Here is a 17,319-nt window from a genome sequence, read left to right as displayed (position 1 = left end):
GAGCAGCGTAGGGCCCGCGCCGCTCTCCCCGCCATCTGTCACTCCCCGAGATCGCCCAGTCTCCCGATGAGGGCCGTCCGCGAGGTGATGCCGAGCTTGGTGTAGATGTGGCTCAGGTGGTACTCGACCGTCTTGACGCTCAGCACCAGCTTGCGCGCCGCCTGCCGGTTGGTGAGTCCCTTGCTGATCAGCACCGCCACCGTGTGCTCCTGCGGCGTCAGGCCCAGACTGGCGGTGTCCTGCGGGCGCAGCACCGCCCGCCCGCTCGCCGCCAGCTCCAGGTCGCACTGCTCCAGGTACGGCAGCGCCCCCAGCCTGGACAGCGTGAGCTGGGCCGCCTCGAGCTGCTCGGCGGCGGCCGCCCGGCGTCCCCTGCGGCGCAGGAACGTACCGTACGCGAGCTGGATCCTGGCCTCCTCGAACGGCATGTCGATCTTGGCGGAGTGCCCCAGCGCGACCTGGTAGGAGCTCTCCGCCTCGACCGGCTCGTGCCTGGCCGCCAGCAGGCCGGCCCGGGCGCGGGCGACCGCGGCCAGGGCGCTGCGGCGCTCCCGCTCCAGAGCCAGCAGCTCGCACGGCACCAGGACCGCTTCGGCCTCCTCCAGCCGGCCGGCGTTGACCAGGGCGTCGGCCAGGAGCGTGCGCCAGAGCACGATGGACGGCTCACCGGGGAGGTCCGTCCTGGTCAGCGGCATGAGCGCGGTGATGGCAGCCTCGTGGTCGCCCCGGGCGGTGGCCGTCAGGGCGTCGGCGCCGGCCGTACTGACCTGGGCCGGAAGGTTGTCCGGGTGGCAGGCGGCGCGAGCGGCGCGTACGTGGGTGAGCGCCCGCTCCCATTCGCCGCGGGCGGCGGGCACCAGGGCGGCCACCGCGTGGGCGTAGCTCGCCAGCCACACTTGACCGAAGTCGTCGGCGGTCGAGGCGCCGATCTCGGCGTGCGCGGCGGCCTCGTCCCAGCGGCCGAGCCGGTACTCGGCCTGGGCCAGCGCCGTCGCCACCAGAAGCTGGAACGGAGCCGACCCTTCGGCACTGACGGTGAGCACGCCGAGCAGGTCGTCATGCGCTCCGGCCAGGTCGTCGGCCCACAGGCGCAGCATCCCCCTGCCGAGCAGCGCGTCCAGCTCTCCGGGCGCGCCTTGCGCGGGCGTGGGCAACTCCCCGCTCGCCCCCAGCCCCTCCTCGACCTTTCCCGCCAGCCCGAGCCCGACAAGCCGAGCAAACCGCACCAGCTCACCGCCGCCCGACGACTCCGCACCCGATGCCCGAGCGCCGTCCGAAATCTGATCGCCGGAGGGCGGGGGCTGGGGCGGTGATGGGGTGCCGGTCGTGGCGCGTTCCGCCCATTGCACCGCGGCCGGGCCATCGCCGTGAAGGAGGGACGCCATGGCCTGGCGGCCCGCGATGCCCGCGGCCAGGCGTGGGTCGCAGGCCGCGTGGGACCAGGCGTTGCCGAGTTGCCGGACGGCCTCCTCCAACCGCCCGGCCACCAGCGCCACCGACCCCAGCGCGTAGTCGCGTACCGCCGGATCGGCCGCGGGCGCCACCTGGGCGGCGAGCGCACCCGCGTCCAGCGGGCGGCCGGCCGCGAGGAGCGCCTCCACGGCCTCCGCGATGAGCCGATCACGCGCGGATCCCTCCCCCGTGAGCTGCACGGCCCGAGTCAGGCAGCCGCACGCGCTCGACCAACGTCCGGCCGTCGCCTGCCGCCGCCCGATCCTGGCCACCTCCCGCACCAGCTCCTCGTCCACCTGGTCGGCGGCCGCCAGCCGGTGGTGCAGCCGGTGCACGACGTCGTCGGCCAGGTCGGCGGCCAGCAGGTGCAGCCGGCGCCGGGTGGCCGGGCCGAGGTCGTGGTAGATGGCGGCCCTGACCAGCGGGTTCGGGAAGCCGAGCGAGACCCCGGCCCCGGTACGCCATTCGACGAGCAGCCCGGCCCCGGTGGCCTGCTCCAGCGCGGGCAGCGGCTCGGCCAGCTCCGCCATGCGGGCCACGAGGTGCACCGGCGCAGACGTGCCGAGCACGGCGGCCGCGGTCATCAGCCGCTGCGCCGCGGTCCCGCACCGGCCGAGCCGGTCGAGCACCAGCGTGGTGTAGGCGCGCGGCGCGGGCAGCGGGGCGTCCACATCGGCCAGGGTTTCCGCGCGTACCTGCTGGAGCAGCGCGCGGGCGTGCAGCGGGACGCCGTTGGTGTGCTCGTGCAGCCGCTCGGCCGCCTGGGGCGTCAGCCGCACCGGGCCGAGCCGGGCGCTGAGCGCCTGCAGCTCGCGCGTGCTCAGCCCACTGAGCGGCAGCCTGAGCGCGGCGCTGCTGCGCAGCAGCCGCCGCAGCCCGTCGGGCAGCCGGGGATCGTCACTCTCTCTTGCGATCAGGATGGCGAGCACCCGGTCGGTACGCAGCCGCCGCAGCGCGAACGTCAGCGCGTGCAGCGACGGCAGGTCCGCCCACCCCGCCCCGTCGATCGCGATGACCACCGGCGCGGTGCGCTGCAGCTGGCCGAGCAGCTCCAGCAGGGCGGCACCGACCACCAGCGGATCCGGCTGCGCGGGCGCGCCGGGCCCGGGTAAGCGGGCCAGCACCTCGGGTACGGGCTGCGCCTGCGCCCCGAGCTGCCCGAGCACGCCGTACGGCAGCTCGGCCTCCCCCTCCTCACCGCTCACGTCCAGCACGATCGCGTTCTCGATCGCGGCCAGGAACTCGCCGGCCAGCGCGGTCTTGCCGATTCCCGCCGGCCCCTCCAGCACCACGAGGCTCGACCGGCCCTCGCAGACGCGGCCGAGCTGGGCGTGGAGCACCGCCAGTTCCCGGCAGCGACCGACGAACTGTTCGTCGCGGGAGCGCTCGGGTCCGTTGTGAAGGGCGCGCACTGCCATCGGACTCACCCCCCTGGCCAAAGTTCATCCTGTGCCTTGGTCCGGCGACCGTCCAGTGTCGGTTTGCCCCGAGTCAGCTATTGCGGCCCGGGACCGGCCGCAATAGCCCCTACCTTTGTGCCATGGATCCCCTCATCAGCCGCAGGGCGCTCAACCGGGCCACGCTCGACCGGCAGCTCCTGCTACGCCGCACCGACAAAGGTGTCGTAGACGTCGTTGAGCACCTCGGCGGGCTACAGGCGCAGACCCCGCACACCTGGTACACAGGCCTGTGGAACCGCATCGCCGGCTTCACGCCCGGCGACGCCGCCGACCTGCTGGTGTCGCGCGAGCTGGTGCGCCTCGCCCTGCAGCGCTCCACCATCCACCTCGTCAGCGCCCGCGACTGCCTGGCCATGCGGCCGCTGCTGCAGATCGTCACCGAGCGCATGACCAGGACGGCTTTCGGCAAGCAGCTGGCGGGAGTGGACCTGGACGAGCTGGCGACGGCCGGGCGGGCGCTGCTGGAGGCGCGGCCCATGACGTTCGCCGAGCTGGGGCGGGCGCTGGGCGACCGGTGGCCGTCGGCAGACCCGCGTGCGCTCGGCATGGGCGTGCGGTCGCTGGTGTCGCTGGTGCAGGTGCCGCCGCGCGGAGTGTGGGGCAAGAGCGGGCCGATCGCGCACACGAGCGCGGAGTCGTGGCTGGGCTTCGAGGTGCCGCCGATGACGCCCGCCGAGCTGGTGCGGCGCTACCTGGCGGCGTTCGGTCCCACGTCGGTGATGGACGTGCAGACGTGGTCCGGGCTGACGCGCCTGGGCGAGGTGGTGGAGTCGCTGGACCTGGTGCGGTTCAGGGACGAGGCGGGGCGGACCCTGTACGACCTGCCGGACGCCGTACGGCCCGGCGAGGACGTGCCGGCCCCGGTGCGACTGATGTACGACTTCGACAACCTGTTCCTGTCGCACGCCGACCGCTCCAGGGTCATCACCGAGAACGGCGCGGCCGTGGTGCAGCAGGGGTTCATGGGCACGAACGTGGTGCCGCGCATCATCCTGGTGGACGGCTTCACCGCCGGCGACTGGACGGTCACCCGGGCCAAGGGCACCTCGACGCTCAACATCCACCAGTGGGAGCCGATCTCCGTGCTGGAGGAGGCGGAGAAGGAAGGGCTGCGGCTGCTGGAGTTCCTGGCACCGGCCGACAAGCACGAAATATCAGTCTTTAACGGCCCGTCCAAGTTCTGAACAGGGCGGGGACGCGACGGCATCCCCGCCCGGCTCTGTCAGGCGTCGGCGCTTTGCGCGTTCAGTTCGGCCTGCCGCTGGACCCGCTGGATCTGCTCGTCGGTGACCACGAGGTCGCCGAACTCCCGGACCGCCTGGTAGTACGTCCACGCCAGCCCGTCACAGGTGGATTTGGAGACTCCTGAGTATCGGGCGCACACCTGCCGCATATCGAAGTAGAACGCGTCGTCGATGCGTGCCTTGTTCGCCGGGAATTGGCTCACGGCCTTGTAATTGCGGTAACCGAAATCGTGTCGCCGGCAGGACATCCGGAAATCGAAGCCGAGCGGCTGGTCGGGGCTGCTGGAGCAGAGGTCGGTCGACCAGTCGAAGGCGTAGTCGGCCCAGGCCGCCTGGTTCTGCCAGGCGGCCCGCCAGGACGTGGCGCTGGCGGCGGTCGCCTGGCTGAATCCGGAAAGGGCGGCGAGTTTCTGCTCCAGGGTCACCGCATGGGCCGGTAACGCGAATCCGAGGGAGAGGACGGCGAAGAAGAGTGTGGCGAGGGACCGTCTGACCATGACAACCTGCTCCAATGCCCGGGAGTTGGACGCATGTCGTGGCAAGGTTCGCCTGACAATCCAACGATGAAGCGAAAAACCGGGAAACGCAGAAGCAGTTTGTGCTCAATTTCTTGGGACGGGTTCGCGCAAGCTCGCTCTTTACAACGAGTCGATTTCCTGTCAGCGGGCCGAGTCAGCCGGGACCCGGCTCAGCGGTAGTAACCGTCGACGGGAACGCGGGCCTCCGCGTAAAGGGCCGGGCCCTCGGACGGGGGGTCGGTGAAGGCGGTGCCCGGCGGCTTGAGGCCGTCGAGCTGCTCGCCGGACAGGGCGTAGACGACGCGGCCCAGCCCGGAGCGGGCGATCGCGCCCGCGCACATGCCGCAGGGCTGGCAGCTCGTGTACATGGTGGTGGCGGCCGCGGCGGCGGGGTCGAGCTCGCGGGCGGCCCAGCGTGCCAGCTTCAGCTCCGGGTGCGCGGTGATGTCGCGGTCGGTGAGCGAGGTGTTGCGCTCCTCGGCCAGGACGGCGCCGTCAGGCCCGGCCAGCAGCGAGCCGAACGGCGGGTTGCCGCCGGCCCTGGCCTCTGCGGCGAGCTCGATGGCGCGGCGGAGCAGCTTCTCGTCGTCGTGTGTCACTCTGGCTCCTCGGCTCGGCGGGCGGACGTCTCGGAATTCTCGCAGCCTCCTACGAGTCCTGCAGCCGCCGGATCATGGCCTGCTTGGCCAGCGAGAACTCCTCGTCCGTCAGCACGCCCGAGCGGTGCAGCTCCCCCAGCTCGGCCAGGCGGCGTAAGACCGCGTCGTGGACGTCGTCGGAGACCGGAGCAGGCGGCGGCGGGGGCAGCTCGGGCACGTTGCGCGGCAGGCGGGCCAGCACGGCCGCGGCGACGAGGGCCGTCGCCCCGCCGAAACGCTGGATGCCCCAGGACACGCAGCGCACGTCCTTCTGCGGCGGCTGGGCCGGGCTCTCGCCCTTGATCCGGAAGCGCAGCGTGCCGTAGCCCATGCCGGACTGCGGCTTCCACTCCACGCCGGCCACGTCCGGCAGCGGGAATTCCTGCGGCCCGGCCTTCTCCTTCTCCGAACTGGCGAACCCGTTCCACTCCAGCCGCACGCGCTCACCGTCGAAGATCGCCGTGCCGTCGCCGGCCGTGGCGGAGATCGGCACGTCGGGGCCGGGCATGAGGTAGTCCTCGCAGGGGCCGGTCGGGGTCTGGTAGACGAGCAGCGTGTCGCGGACCTCGTCGGCGAAGTATTCGGCCGCGCCCGCGCGCGCCTTCGGCACGGACAGCCGGTAGGGGTCCGCGGGCGACCCCAGCGCACCCGCGACCGCGTCCGACAGGGGATCGGCGCCCTTGCGCAGCCGCAGGCGCAGGTGCCCGCCCTTGCGAGCCGGCTCGAACGCCATCCCCGCGATCGCGTCGCGCGGCACCACCACCTCGCCAAGGGTCTTGCGCAGATCGTGCACGTCCTTGTCGCTGCCGGGCACGATGCGCAGGATTTCGCCGTTGAACGTCCACGAGCCGTCGGGGACGGCGATCTCGGCCATATTCTCAGCGTAAGACACGGGCGGGCACGATCACATCGAGAGGATCGGGATGGAGACCTTCACGAGCTGGACGTCCTGGAAGCACGCGGAGGGCCCGCTGGGCGAGGCGCTCCCGGCACCGACCGTGGAGGCGTTGCGCGAGGCGGTCGCGTTCGCCGGCCGGTGGCACGGGGCTCAGCAGCGGCCGACCGGGCGGCCCTACCTGGAGCATCTGCTCGAGGCGCTGGAGGTGGCCGTGGCCGGGGCCCGGGTGAGCGACCGGGACGTGCTGGTCGCGATCGTGCTGCACGACGTGCTGGAGGACACGCCCTGCACCGAGCGGGAGATCATGCGGCGGTTCGGCGGCCGCGTGGCGGAGCTCGTGCGGTGGGTGACCAAGCCCCGCGGCGGAGTGAAGGCCGACTACCTTGGCTCCCTCGTCAAGGCGCCGCCGGAGGCCGTGCTGGTGAAGCTGGCCGACCGGGCGAGCAACGTGCAGGAGCTGCAGCGGATGTCGTGGCGGTTCCAGCGGCGCTACTACCTCGAGACCGTCGCGTACATCATGCCGCTGGCCGGGGCCCACCCGTGGTTCGCGCAGTGGTACGGGGAGTGGCGGCGGCACTGGCGCCGCGTGGAGCGCTGGCCCGCCTAGCCCCTCAGCCGGGCCAGGCGGTTGCGTACGCCGTCGAAGTGGGCGGTGACGGCGGCGGCCGCGGCCGGTCCGTCGCCGGCCAGGACGGCCGCGTAGATGTCGCGGTGCCGCTTGGCCACGTCGCCCGGCGGCTCGTCGGGGGCCCCCAGATGATCGCGTAGCTGGTAGTAGACGTCCCAGAACGCCCCCAGGAGCTGGCTCACGAGCGGGTTGCCGAGCGGCCGGTAGAGCAGGTCGTGGAAGAGGCGGTCGGTCTCCGGGGAGACCAGCCCGTTCTCCGCCTCGGCGTCCATCCGGGCGATGACGCCGGCGACCGGGGCCAGGTCGGCCTCGGGACCCAGGTCGATGAGGCGCTGGACGAGACCGCGCTCCAGGATCTCGCGGATCTCGACGAGGTGCGCCAGGTGGTTCTTGCCGTTCTGCAGCGTGATGCGACTGTGGAAGGCCAGCTCGTCGACCAGCCCGGCCAGCGACATGCGGCCCACGAACATGCCGAAGCCGTGGCGGATGTCGACGATGCCGACCGCCTGCAGTGCCTTGAGCGCCTCCCTGATCGAGTTGCGGCTGACGTGCAGCTCTTCCATGAGCTCGGACTCGGTGGGCAGCGGATCCCCGGCCACCAGCCCGCGCCGGACGATCAGGTCCTTGACGCCCTCCTGGGCCTCGACGGCACGGCTGGGCCGTACCGGACGCGGGACAGCGGTCATGAAGAATCCTTTCGTTCTAGGTAACAATCCTGAAATGTTCTGTTGACCTCAAGCGGGGGCGGCGTTTACCGTCCACCTTACGCACAAGGTAGGACATGGGATGTCCCACGTCCTATGACCAGGGTACAACCAGGAGGCATCCGTGAGCTCTGAGTTCAGCCGCCGTGACTTCCTGCGCTACAGCGGAGCGACGGGTGCGGCGGCGGTCATCGCGGCCACCCTCTCCGCCTGTTCCGGAGGCCCGGCCTCGACCGGCTCGGTCGGCGCCGGATCCAACAAAGACCTGATCACCGCCGTCATCGGCTACGGCAACGACCAGAGCTGGGACCCGACGCAGACCGCCTCGGCCTTCGCGATGGCCGGGATCAACCACATCTACGAGGGCCTGCTCGACACCGACCCGATCACCCGCGAGCCGTACCCGGCGCTGGCCACCGCACTGCCGTCCGACCTGAACGCCACCACCTGGAAGTTCACCCTGCGCGAGGGCGCCAAGTGGCACGACGGGCAGCCGGTCACCGCCGACGACGTGGTCTTCACGTTCGAGCGCGTCCTCGACCCCGAGGCGAACGTGCTGGTCGGCAACTTCTTCAAGTCCTGGCTGCAGGAGGTGAAGAAGATCGACGACAAGAATGTCGAGCTGGTCTTCAAGTTCCCGTTCCCGGACGCCGCGCCCCGGCTGACGATCGCGAAGATCATGCCGAAGCATGTGTTCAGCCAGGCGGGGGCATGGGACCAGGCCAAGAGCGGCAAGACCGTGGGCTCGGGGCCGTACAAGCAGACGGCGCACAACCCCAAGTCCAACACCTCCTTCGAGGCGTTCGACGGCTACAACGGCCCGCGCCCGGCCACGGTCAAGAAGATGAACTGGCTGACGATCGTGGACGCCGCGGCCAGGGTCGCCAAGATCTCCGGCGGCTCGGCGGAGGCGCAGATCGCCGACAACATCCCGTACGCCAACGTCGACCAGCTCAAGCAGCAGGGCCTGACGGTCGAGGGCGGCAAGGGCATGAACCACATCTTCCTGATGTTCAACACCGGCACGAAGCCCTTCGACGACGTACGGGTGCGCCAGGCGCTGCACTACGCGATCGACAAGCAGAAGATGATCGACGTGGCGCTCAAGGGCCACGGGACCGCCTCCAGCTCGTTCCTCAACGAGGGCCATCCGGACCACAAGCGGGCCTCGGTCGTCTACGACTACGACCCGGAGAAGGCCAAGGCGCTGCTGAAAGAGGCGGGCGTCAGCAATCTGACGATCAATCTCATGGCCGTCAACGTGAGCTGGATCGCGGACTGCCTGCCCACCATCGCCGCCTCCTGGGAGGCCATCGGCGTCAAGACCACGCTGGAGCCGCAGGACACGGCCGCGCTGTTCACCAAGATGGACCAGTTCCAGGACTACCAGGTGGTCGCCGCGGCCTCGAACCCCAACCAGTTCGGCATGGACGCCGACCTGATCCTGCACTACAACTACGTGCCCGGCGGCCTGTGGATGAAGTACAGCCAATTCGACGGCAGCGATGACGCCAAGAAGCTGTTCGCGATGATGGACGAGGCCAGCAAGGAAACGGACAAGGCCCAGAAGACCGAGCAGATCCACAAATATCTGGATCTGGTGGCCGAGCTGGCCGTGCTCTACCCGGTCGTGCACAACGAGCTGATGACCGCCTGGGACCCGAAGAAGCTGTCCGGCATCCGCGCCCAGCCCTACCCGGGCATCAACCTGCTGCAGGCCAAGAGGACATGACGATCGTCGCCCGGATGCTGCTGCGGCGGCTCCTCGTTCTGATCCCGATCCTGCTCGGCGTGGTCGCGTTCGTCTTCATCGTGATGCGCTTCTCCAACAGCAAGCCGGAGTACGCCTACTTCCAGGGCGCGAACCCGACCCCCGAGCAGATCCACCAGTTCCAGCTGGAGAACGGCCTGCTGGACCCGATGCCGATCCGCTACGTCCGTTTCGTGGCCGATCTGGCGCAGGGCGACATGGGCACCAGCGTGCTCACCAAGAAGCCGGTGCTGGAGTCCGTGACGACCGCGCTGCCGCTGACGCTGCAGCTCACGTTCCTCGGTCTGGCCGTGGCGGTCGTGCTGGCGCTGGTGTTCGGCGTGACGGCGGCGCTGTTCCGCGACCGCTGGCCCGACGAGGTGATCCGCGTGGTGTCGCTGGTCGGGGTGGCGGCGCCGCCGTTCTGGCTGGCGCTGCTGATGATCCAGTATCTGGCCGTCGGCGAGGGCCTGTTCCCGACGGGCGGCTACATCAACCCGGCGGACTCGACCACCGGCTGGCTGCAGTCCATGACGCTGCCCGCCCTGTCGCTGTCGCTGCCGATCGCCGCGCAGCTCACCCGCATCATCCGCACCTCGATGGTGGAGGAGCTGGACCGGGACTATGTGCGTACCGCGATCGGCAGCGGCCTGCCGCCGATCGTCGTGATCGGCCGCAACGTGCTGCGCAACGCCCTCATCACCCCGCTGACCGTGCTCGGCCTGCGCATCGGCTACCTGATCGGCGGCACCGTGGTCATCGAAACCATCTACGGCCTGCCCGGCATGGGCCAGCTCATGATCAACGCGGTGCGCGACGGCGACCCGGCCGTCGTCCAGGGCGTCGTGCTCACCATCGCGATCGGGTTCATGGTCGTCAACCTGGTCGTCGACGTCCTCTACCTGCTGGTCAACCCCCGCCTCAGGAGCGCCGCATGAGACGTGGACTGACGGAGCGCCTGGCCCGGCCGGGCATGCGGTTCCGCCGGCTGAAGCCCCTGTCGTGGGTGGCGGTCGGCATCGTCGCCGTCGTCGTGCTGGCCGCGCTGCTCGCGCCGTGGATCGCGCCGCACTCGCCGTACTTCCAGGAGGCCGCCGGCGGCGGCCCGTCCGCCGAGCACTGGATGGGGCTCGACAGCGCCAACCGCGACATCCTGTCCAGGCTCCTGTACGGCGCCCGCTGGTCATTGATCATCGGCCTGGGCGCGACCGGGCTGGCGCTGGTGGCCGGCGCGATCATCGGCGCCGCCGCGGCCACCTCGCGCCGCGCCGTGGACGAGACCATCATGCGCCTGCTCGACGTCGTCATGGCCTTTCCCGGCATCGCGCTGGCCGCGGTGCTCGTGGCCGTGTTCGGCGGCAGCATCACAGTGCTGGTCATGGCCATGGCCTTCCTCTACATGCCGTCCGTGGCCCGCGTCGTGCGGGCCAACGTGATCGCCCAGTACGGCGAGGACTACGTGGCGGCCGAGCGCATCATCGGCGCCCGCACCCCGCACATCCTCATCAGGCACGTCGCGATCAACTGCGCGGCGCCGGTGCTGGTGTTCTGCACGGTGATGGTGGCCGACGCCATCGTGTTCGAGGCGTCGCTGTCGTTCATCGGCGCCGGCGTACGCCCCCCGAACCCGTCCTGGGGCAGCGTCATCGCCGACGGCAAGAACATGGTGCTGCTCGGCGGCTGGTGGGCCACGGTCTTCCCCGGCCTGCTGATCCTGATCACCGTGCTGGCCCTGAACATCCTGGCGGAGGGCATCTCCGACGCCTGGGCCGCGCCCGCCGCCCGGAAGGCCGTTCCTAAGAAGGACGACGCCTTCGAGCAGGCCCGGCCGGGCTCCGGCGAGATCGTGGAGCTGCCCGGCCTGGCCGAGGCCGCGCAACGGCTGGCCGAACGCGCCCGCCCGCTCCCGCAGGGCCCGCCGATCCTCGCCGTGGAGCGGCTGCGCATCGGGTTCCCCAGAGGTGTGGACGCCGTCGCGGGCTCGGCGACATTGGACATCGTCGACGGCATCGGTTTCGAGATACGCCCTGGCGAGGTGCTCGGCCTGGTCGGCGAGTCCGGCTGCGGCAAGTCGCTGACCGCGCTGACCATCATGGGCCTGCAGCCTCGCGACGCCCGCGTCAGCGGGCACATCCGCTTCGACCAGCGGGAACTGCTCACGGAGTCCCGCCGCGCCCGCCGCCGGCTGCTCGGTCACGAGATGGCGATGATCTACCAGGACGCGCTGTCCTCGCTGAATCCGGCCATGACCATCAAGGCCCAGCTCAAGCAGCTCACCCGGCGCGGCGGCCGGCGCAGCCCGGTCGAGCTGCTGGAGCTCGTCGGCCTCGACGCCCGCCGCACCCTGTCCGCCTACCCGCACGAGCTGTCGGGCGGTCAGCGGCAGCGGGTGCTGATCGCCATGGCCCTGTCGCGTGACCCGAAGCTGATCGTCGCCGACGAGCCCACCACCGCGCTCGACGTGACCGTCCAGGCGCAGGTCATCGAGCTGCTGCTGCGGCTGCGCGAGGAGCTCGGGTTCGCGCTGATCCTCGTCTCGCACGACCTCGCGCTGGTCGCCGACGTCACCGACCGCGTGGTCGTCATGTACGGCGGCCAGATCGTCGAGACCGGCGTCACGGCGACCCTGGTCGGCGCACCCGCCCACCACTACGCCCGCGGCCTGCTCGGCTCGGTCCTGTCGCTGGAGTCCGGGGCCGAGCGGCTCACGCAGATCCAGGGCGTGGTGCCGGCCCCGGCCGACTTCCCGGCCGGCTGCCGCTTCGCCGACCGGTGCCCGATGGCCACGGACGTGTGCCGTACCAGCGCTCCGGTGCTGGAGGGCGACGCCAACCGGCACGCGGTGGCCTGCCACCACCCGGCGGTGGTCCTCGCGAAGAGTGAGGAGCAGCATGCTTGAGCTGAAGGACGTGCACGTCGTCCACAAGGCCCGCTCCGGCGGGGTGTTCTCGCGCGACCGCGTCTACGCGCTGACCGCCGCGAACCTCGTGGTCAATCCCGGCGAGACCGTCGGCGTCGTCGGCGAGTCGGGATGCGGCAAGTCCACGCTCGCCAAGGTGCTGGTCGGAATGCAGCGGCCGACCGCGGGCACCGTCACGTTCCGCGGCCAGGACCTGTGGGCGCTGAAGGAGACGGAGCGGCGCGCGCTGATCGGGTCGAGCGTCGGCATGGTCTTCCAGGACCCGTCCACGGCGCTCAACCGCCGCCTGCCCGTCCGGCAGGTGCTGTGCGACCCGCTCAACGTGCATCGGCGCGGTGCCCCGGCCGAGCGCGACGCCCGCGTACGCGAGCTGCTCGACCTGGTCGGCCTGCCCGCGAGCGCCGCCGACGCGCTGCCCAGCCAGTTGTCCGGCGGGCAGCGCCAGCGGGTGGCCGTGGCCAGGGCGCTCGCACTCGAACCCGACCTGCTCATCGCCGACGAGCCCACCAGCGCGCTCGACGTGTCGGTCCGCGCCCAGATCCTCAACCTGCTGCTCGACCTGAAGGAACGGCTCGGGCTCGCGCTGGTGTTCGTCTCGCACGACATCCAGACGGTACGCAGGATGAGCGACCGCGTGGTCACCATGTACCTGGGCAGGATCGTCGAGCAGACGCCCGCGCAGGCCGTGCCGCTGCGGGCGCGGCACCCGTACACGCGGGCGCTGTTCTCGGCGACCCCCGGGCTGATCTCGCCCATCAACCCGATCCCGCTCGTGGGCACCGTGCCCTCGGCCACCAGGCCGCCGAGCGGCTGCCCGTTCCGCACGCGGTGCTGGCGGGCAGATGACATCTGTGCCGCGGAGATGCCCGCCGCGCGGACCGACGACGACCACCTCTTCCATTGCCACCACCCGGTGGCGGCGGGAGTGACCGACGTAGAGCTGATCCAGGAGCGCGCATGACGTTTTCCAATGTCGCCGAGTCCGCGATGTTGACCGGTGTCATTCCGCCGGTTTGCACCCCGATGACCCCCGACTGCCAGGTGGACGCCGCCTCGCTCACCCGGCTGGTCGACCATCTGCTGGCGGGTGGGGTGGACGCGCTGTTCGTGCTCGGCTCGTCGTCGGAGGTGGCCTACCTGACGGACGCGCAGCGGCGGGTGGTGCTGGACACGGTGGTCGGGCACGTAGGCGGGCAGGTGCCGGTGCTGGCCGGGGTGATCGACATGACCACGCCGCGGGTGCTCGAACACGTGCGGATCGCGGCCGAGGCCGGGGTGTCCGGGCTGGTGGCGACCGCGCCGTTCTACACGCGCACCCACCCGGAGGAGATCCGTACGCACTTCCGCACGATCGCCGCCCGCAGCGCGCTGCCGGTCTACGCGTACGACCTGCCGGTCTCCGTGCACACCAAGCTCAGCGCCGGCCTGCTGCTCGAGCTGGCCGCCGAGGGGGCGCTGGCCGGGGTCAAGGACTCCAGCGGCGACGACGGCGGCCTGCGGCAGGTCATTCTCGGGCGCGAGGCGCCGTTCAGCGTGCTGACCGGGTCCGAGGTGACCGTGGACTCGGCGCTCTGGATGGGCGCCGACGGCGTCGTGCCAGGGCTCGGCAACGTGGACCCGCACGGCTACGTCGAGCTGTACCAGTGCGCCTCCCGCGGTGACTGGGAGGCGGCCAGGGCGGAGCAGGAGCGCCTGGTCAGGCTGTTCGAGATCGTCCACGTCGGCGGCACGCGCATGGGCGGCAGCTCGTCCGGCCTCGGAGCGTTCAAGGCCGCACTTCACCTGCGCGGCGTCATCGACTGCCCGATCACCGCGCTCCCGCAGATCCCGTTGAACGACGACGAGATCGGCCAGATCGGCAAGCTCCTGGCCGCCGCCGGGCTGCTCTAGCCAGGCGGGGCCTCCATCAGGCGCGGCCGGCCAAGTGGGCGACGTCCTTCGCGCCGTCCTCGATCAGCTTCGCCGCCAGCTCGGACAGCGCCCGCCCGGCCGCCAGCTCGTCCCCGATCCCCGGCACCGGCCGGTCGTGCGGGTTGCGGCGGGCGTGCCCCACGCTCTCGTGGCGCTTGCCGTCCGGCGTGAACAGCACCGCCGTGGCCGTGGTCAGGGCGTCGTCTTCGTCCTCGCTGATCCAGATCTGTATGTTCCACTGCTTGTACTCCATGACGACTACCTCCCTACCTTCGAGCCTGCCCTTTATGGGCGCCGTCACGCGCCGGAGCCGCCCTCCGGTGCGACCTTGGCCAGCCACGCCGCAGCCTCCTCCGCGGGCAGGATCCGCTGCAGGCGCAGGGCAGGCCGCATCATCGGGTACATCCGGCCGGGGCTCCACGCCCGCTCGTACGGCGGCGGGTCGAGGACGACGACGCGTACCCCGTCCAGGCGGGGGATGTCGACCGGGCGGCCCTCGTTCCAGATCCACTTGCCGTTCGCGTCCACCAGGTTGAACTGACCGCGTACCGGCGGCGCGTCGGACTCCACGGGGCCGTCCGTGGCGGCCCGCACCCAGGCCGGGTCCGGCCGGACGCCCTCCAGCAGCCCGTCGGCGGCCGGGCCGCTCAGCGCGTCGGCCAGCAGCGTGTGCAGCTGGAAGTTGTCGCCGATCCCGCCGATCACGACCTCATAGCCGCGCCGGGTCGGCCGGTGCAGCACGATCAGCCGCTCGCCGTCGAGCACGCGCAGCAGGCCCGCGAGGGGTTCCAGGTCCGCGCGCTCGTCGAGCACCGTCCCCAGGGCCGCGATCAGCCGCTCGCGGGCCGGAAGCGAGGTCCTGACCTGCCGCGACAGCGCCAGGATCGACATGACGGGCAGGGCCCGCAGGTACGCGAACGACCACGCGTCGGTCAGCTCGACCGCCTGCTCGCGGGTGAGCGCGGCGCTCGTCAGGCGGCCTGCTGTGGCCTCTGTCCAGTGGTGGTCGTCGTCGACGGGCTCGGGCGGCTCCTCGCCCGTGACCGACCGCCACTTCGCGGCGAACCCGCCGGCCAGCTCCAGGCAGTCGCTCAGCTCGTTCACCAGCGGCTCGGTCACCGGCCCTGGATAGCCGCCGAGCTCGGCCAGCGCGCCGCAGAGCATGCCCAGGCGCGCGCCGATCCTCAGCGGGAGCCGCTCGAACAGATCCCCGAACCGCGCCAGCGCGGCCGACAGTGCCGGTTGCCCGGCGGTCTGGGCGGCGGCGTAGAGCCGCGGCAGGACAGCGAAGAAGCGCGCGGGGTCCCGGTCGTCCGCGGCCTGGAAGAGTTCGTCGAGAAGTTGATCGAGCATCCCGGCAGGCTATGACATTCGGGGTTACGCGCGGCGCTCTTTGGGCGTAAAGCCGGTTACGGGCAGTGGTCTTTCGAGCGAAACCGACGACCGGCTTCAACGGGGCGCGCGGATCACCTGCTCACGCCGTCGGCCGGGCGGCGCAACAGGCTCAGATCGGCCCGGCGCGGCAGGCTCTCCCAGTCGCCTTGGGAGGTCACCGCGAACGCCCCCGCCGCGCACGCCGTGCTGAGCCGCTGCTCGGGCTCCGCCCCGGCCAGCCAGTCCGCCAGCCACCCGGCCGCGAACGCGTCCCCGGCCCCCACCGGGTCCACCTCGGTCACCCGGTACGGCTCCGCCCGCCGCACGACGCCGTCGGTCAGCTCCATGGCGCCCTTGGAGCCGAACTTGACGAGCACGTGCCGCGGCCCGAGGGCCGCCAGCGCCTTGGCCAGCTCGACCGGCGCCCCGACATCCGCGATCAGCCGGCCCTCGGCCTCGGTCGCGAACAGCACGTCCACGTCGCCGACCGTCTCCCGCAGCCACGCGCCCGCCTCCTCAGGGGTCCACAGCGCCCGGCGGTAGTTGACGTCGAGCGAGACGGTCACCCCGGCGGCCCGCGCCTGCGCGATCGCGTGCCGTACGGCGTCGCGCGCCGAGTCCGACAGCGCGGGCGTGATCGCGGAGACGTGCAGCACCCGGGCCGACCTGATGAGCTCCGGGTCGAGGTCGGCGACCGACAGCCGGGAGCCCGCGCTGTCCTTGCGGTAATAGCGCACGTCGATGAGGTCGGCCGTGCGCCTGCCCTTGATCATCAGCCCGGTGGGCGCGCCGGGGTCGGGGATGGCGCGCACGTCCACGCCTTCGCCGGCGAGGGTCGCCCGGATCAGGTCGCCGAACTCGTCGGCCCCCACCCTGCCGATCCACGCCGCGCGGTGGCCGAGCCTGGCCACGCCGATCGCGACGTTGGACTCGGCGCCGCCGAGGCCCAGGTCGAAGTCGCGGGCGAAGCGCAGCGGCCCGGTGCGGCGGGCAGCGAACAGCGCCATGGTCTCACCGAAGGTCACCAGTTCGATCATCTGCTCGGGCTACCCAGCTTTCTCGAGATCCGCGCCGCCGCCCCGGCCACCACCGGCCCCAGCTCGCGTACGCGCGCGGCGGTGATCCGCGACGTGAGCCCGGAGACGGAGATGGCGGCGACGACCGCGTCAGTGTGGTTGAAGATCGGTGCGGCGACGCAGCGCACCTCGGGCTCGTTCTCGCGGTCGTCCACGGCGTAGCCGCGGCGCCTGATGTGCGCCAGCTCGGCGCGCAGCCGGTCGTGGTCGATGATCGTGTGCCTGGTCCTGGGTTCGAGTGCCAGCCCGGCGACGGCCTCCTCGGGCTGCCAGGCCAGGATGGCCTTGCCGACCGCGGTGGAGTGGACGGGGCCGCGGCTGCCGATGCGCGAGGCCATGCGGACGTTCGTCTCGTTCTCCACCTTGTCGATGTAGACGACGTGCGGCGGGTCGTACACGACCAGGTGGACGGTCTCGCGTACCTCGGTCATCAGCCGGTGCGACTCCTCGGCCGCAACCACGCGCAGGTCGAGCTCGGCCAGGTACGCCTGGCCGAGCCGCAGCGCGCCGTGGCCCAGCCGGTAGACCCCGGTCTTGCGGTCGCGTTCGAGCAGCCTGGCCTCGATGAGCGGGACGCTCAGCCGCAGCACCGTGCTCTTGGCCACCCCCAGCGCCTCGGCCAGCTGCGTGAGCGACAGGCCCGTGTGGTCCCGAACATGGTCCAGCACGGCCAGGGCGCGGCGGAGGGAGGCGGACTGGTTGCGTTCGGGCACGCCGATCAACATACGCCATCAAGGAAACGTCTA

The 17,319-nt window shown here is 71.5% G+C and carries 16 protein-coding genes; 7 read left to right on the top strand and 9 right to left on the bottom strand.

Translation table 11 applies throughout. The annotated features are described in order from the left end of the window. Positions 1 to 38 precede the first annotated feature (38 nt). Positions 39 to 2,870, bottom strand: coding sequence for a helix-turn-helix transcriptional regulator (locus EJK15_RS26070; RefSeq protein ID WP_138713098.1), 2,832 nt, complete (start codon positions 2,868 to 2,870; stop codon positions 39 to 41). A 122-nt stretch (positions 2,871 to 2,992) separates the two neighbouring features. On the opposite strand from EJK15_RS26070, the gene EJK15_RS26065 reads away from it, so the two are divergent. Beyond that, a complete protein-coding gene (locus tag EJK15_RS26065; protein ID WP_138713097.1) occupies positions 2,993 to 4,096 on the top strand; it encodes a winged helix DNA-binding domain-containing protein in 1,104 nt (367 codons plus the stop codon). Positions 4,097 to 4,134: 38 nt separating this feature from the next. Here EJK15_RS26065 and EJK15_RS26060 read toward each other — a convergent pair whose 3' ends face one another. The 3 genes from EJK15_RS26060 to EJK15_RS26050 form a co-directional block, all read right to left on the bottom strand. Next, positions 4,135 to 4,653 carry a phospholipase gene (locus tag EJK15_RS26060; protein ID WP_138713096.1) on the bottom strand — a complete coding sequence of 173 codons (519 nt, stop codon included), beginning with the start codon at positions 4,651 to 4,653 and terminating at the stop codon, positions 4,135 to 4,137. 191 nt (positions 4,654 to 4,844) lie between these two features. Then, a complete protein-coding gene (locus EJK15_RS26055; protein ID WP_138713095.1) occupies positions 4,845 to 5,273 on the bottom strand; it encodes a nucleoside deaminase in 429 nt (142 codons plus the stop codon). Positions 5,274 to 5,322: 49 nt separating this feature from the next. Further along, positions 5,323 to 6,186 carry a DUF4429 domain-containing protein gene (locus EJK15_RS26050; protein WP_138713094.1) on the bottom strand — a complete coding sequence of 288 codons (864 nt, stop codon included), beginning with the start codon at positions 6,184 to 6,186 and terminating at the stop codon, positions 5,323 to 5,325. Between the two features lie 49 nt (positions 6,187 to 6,235). Between EJK15_RS26050 and EJK15_RS26045 the strand changes: the two genes are divergently transcribed. After that, complete coding sequence (locus EJK15_RS26045; protein ID WP_138713093.1) at positions 6,236 to 6,817, top strand: HD domain-containing protein; 582 nt, start codon at positions 6,236 to 6,238, stop codon at positions 6,815 to 6,817. Here the strand turns inward: EJK15_RS26045 and EJK15_RS26040 are convergent. After that, positions 6,814 to 7,524 (bottom strand): FadR/GntR family transcriptional regulator, encoded by a 711-nt coding sequence (locus tag EJK15_RS26040; protein WP_138713092.1) that lies wholly within the window; start codon positions 7,522 to 7,524, stop codon positions 6,814 to 6,816. The genes EJK15_RS26045 and EJK15_RS26040 overlap by 4 nt on opposite strands. A gap of 142 nt (positions 7,525 to 7,666) precedes the next feature. Here EJK15_RS26040 and EJK15_RS26035 point away from each other — a divergent pair, with 142 nt between their 5' ends. The 5 genes from EJK15_RS26035 to EJK15_RS26015 are packed head-to-tail and all read left to right on the top strand — an operon-like array spanning position 7,667 to position 14,102. Next, the gene (locus EJK15_RS26035) at positions 7,667 to 9,274 is read left to right on the top strand and encodes an ABC transporter substrate-binding protein (protein WP_138713091.1); all 1,608 of its coding nucleotides are present in this window, start codon (positions 7,667 to 7,669) and stop codon (positions 9,272 to 9,274) included. Continuing rightward, positions 9,271 to 10,230, top strand: a complete 960-nt coding sequence (locus EJK15_RS26030) for an ABC transporter permease (RefSeq protein ID WP_138713090.1) — start codon at positions 9,271 to 9,273, stop codon at positions 10,228 to 10,230. Before EJK15_RS26035 ends, EJK15_RS26030 begins: the two co-directional genes overlap by 4 nt. Next, the gene (locus EJK15_RS26025) at positions 10,227 to 12,191 is read left to right on the top strand and encodes a dipeptide/oligopeptide/nickel ABC transporter permease/ATP-binding protein (RefSeq protein ID WP_138713089.1); all 1,965 of its coding nucleotides are present in this window, start codon (positions 10,227 to 10,229) and stop codon (positions 12,189 to 12,191) included. The genes EJK15_RS26030 and EJK15_RS26025 overlap by 4 nt, the downstream gene beginning before the upstream one ends. Further along, positions 12,184 to 13,173, top strand: coding sequence for an ABC transporter ATP-binding protein (locus EJK15_RS26020; RefSeq protein ID WP_138713088.1), 990 nt, complete (start codon positions 12,184 to 12,186; stop codon positions 13,171 to 13,173). Before EJK15_RS26025 ends, EJK15_RS26020 begins: the two co-directional genes overlap by 8 nt. Further along, positions 13,170 to 14,102, top strand: a complete 933-nt coding sequence (locus EJK15_RS26015) for a dihydrodipicolinate synthase family protein (RefSeq protein ID WP_138713087.1) — start codon at positions 13,170 to 13,172, stop codon at positions 14,100 to 14,102. Before EJK15_RS26020 ends, EJK15_RS26015 begins: the two co-directional genes overlap by 4 nt. 16 nt (positions 14,103 to 14,118) lie before the next feature. Here the strand turns inward: EJK15_RS26015 and EJK15_RS26010 are convergent, their stop codons facing one another. The 4 genes from EJK15_RS26010 to EJK15_RS25995 all read right to left on the bottom strand — a co-directional run bounded on the left by EJK15_RS26010 (position 14,119) and on the right by EJK15_RS25995 (position 17,298). Then, positions 14,119 to 14,376 (bottom strand): DUF1876 domain-containing protein, encoded by a 258-nt coding sequence (locus tag EJK15_RS26010; protein ID WP_138713086.1) that lies wholly within the window; start codon positions 14,374 to 14,376, stop codon positions 14,119 to 14,121. A 44-nt stretch (positions 14,377 to 14,420) separates the two neighbouring features. After that, positions 14,421 to 15,476 carry a hypothetical protein gene (locus EJK15_RS26005; protein ID WP_138713085.1) on the bottom strand — a complete coding sequence of 352 codons (1,056 nt, stop codon included), beginning with the start codon at positions 15,474 to 15,476 and terminating at the stop codon, positions 14,421 to 14,423. A 113-nt stretch (positions 15,477 to 15,589) separates the two neighbouring features. Next, positions 15,590 to 16,534 carry a sugar kinase gene (locus tag EJK15_RS26000; protein WP_138713084.1) on the bottom strand — a complete coding sequence of 315 codons (945 nt, stop codon included), beginning with the start codon at positions 16,532 to 16,534 and terminating at the stop codon, positions 15,590 to 15,592. Beyond that, a complete protein-coding gene (locus EJK15_RS25995) occupies positions 16,531 to 17,298 on the bottom strand; it encodes an IclR family transcriptional regulator (protein WP_138713083.1) in 768 nt (255 codons plus the stop codon). Before EJK15_RS25995 ends, EJK15_RS26000 begins: the two co-directional genes overlap by 4 nt. Between the last annotated feature and the right edge of the window lie 21 nt (positions 17,299 to 17,319).

Source organism: Nonomuraea basaltis (assembly GCF_005893125.1).
Classification (GTDB): domain Bacteria; phylum Actinomycetota; class Actinomycetes; order Streptosporangiales; family Streptosporangiaceae; genus Nonomuraea; species Nonomuraea basaltis.
This window is presented reverse-complemented; position numbering and strand designations above follow the sequence as displayed.